This is a genomic window from Tamlana crocina (genome assembly GCF_012037625.1).
Map to the genome: position 1 here is coordinate 1 of NZ_JAAVJS010000599.1, position 336 is coordinate 336.

At 38.4% G+C, this 336-nt stretch carries 1 protein-coding gene; it reads right to left on the reverse strand.

Annotated elements, in window-relative coordinates; genetic code table 11:
* Window positions 1–336 (reverse strand): GNAT family N-acetyltransferase (locus HC176_RS18215; protein ID WP_167920408.1); only part of this gene is annotated, 336 nt, incomplete at both ends.

The window sequence follows — 336 nt, forward strand, 5'->3', positions numbered from 1 at the left end:
GATAAGCAGCAGACTTAGGAGTAAAAAAATGAGATATTCCCTTTTGATTCTCATTCCAGGTGACACAAAGATCCTGGATTTCTTCATCACCCATTTCTTTTAAAATAATCGGCCGTCTACTGTGTGAATTCAGGAAACTTAAAGATGGTTTTAAACCAACAGCTATTTTTCCCACTTGTTCCCATCCCATCTTTAAGTATCCGGGACGACTTTTTTCATTTGGCGTATTAAAAATAAAATGTACTCCTTCATTCTTAGCAATATCTACTGCCTGCAAGGTAAGTTTTTTAAAAATTCCCTTTCCCTGATGGGCGGGATGGGTTGCCGTGTCTACAG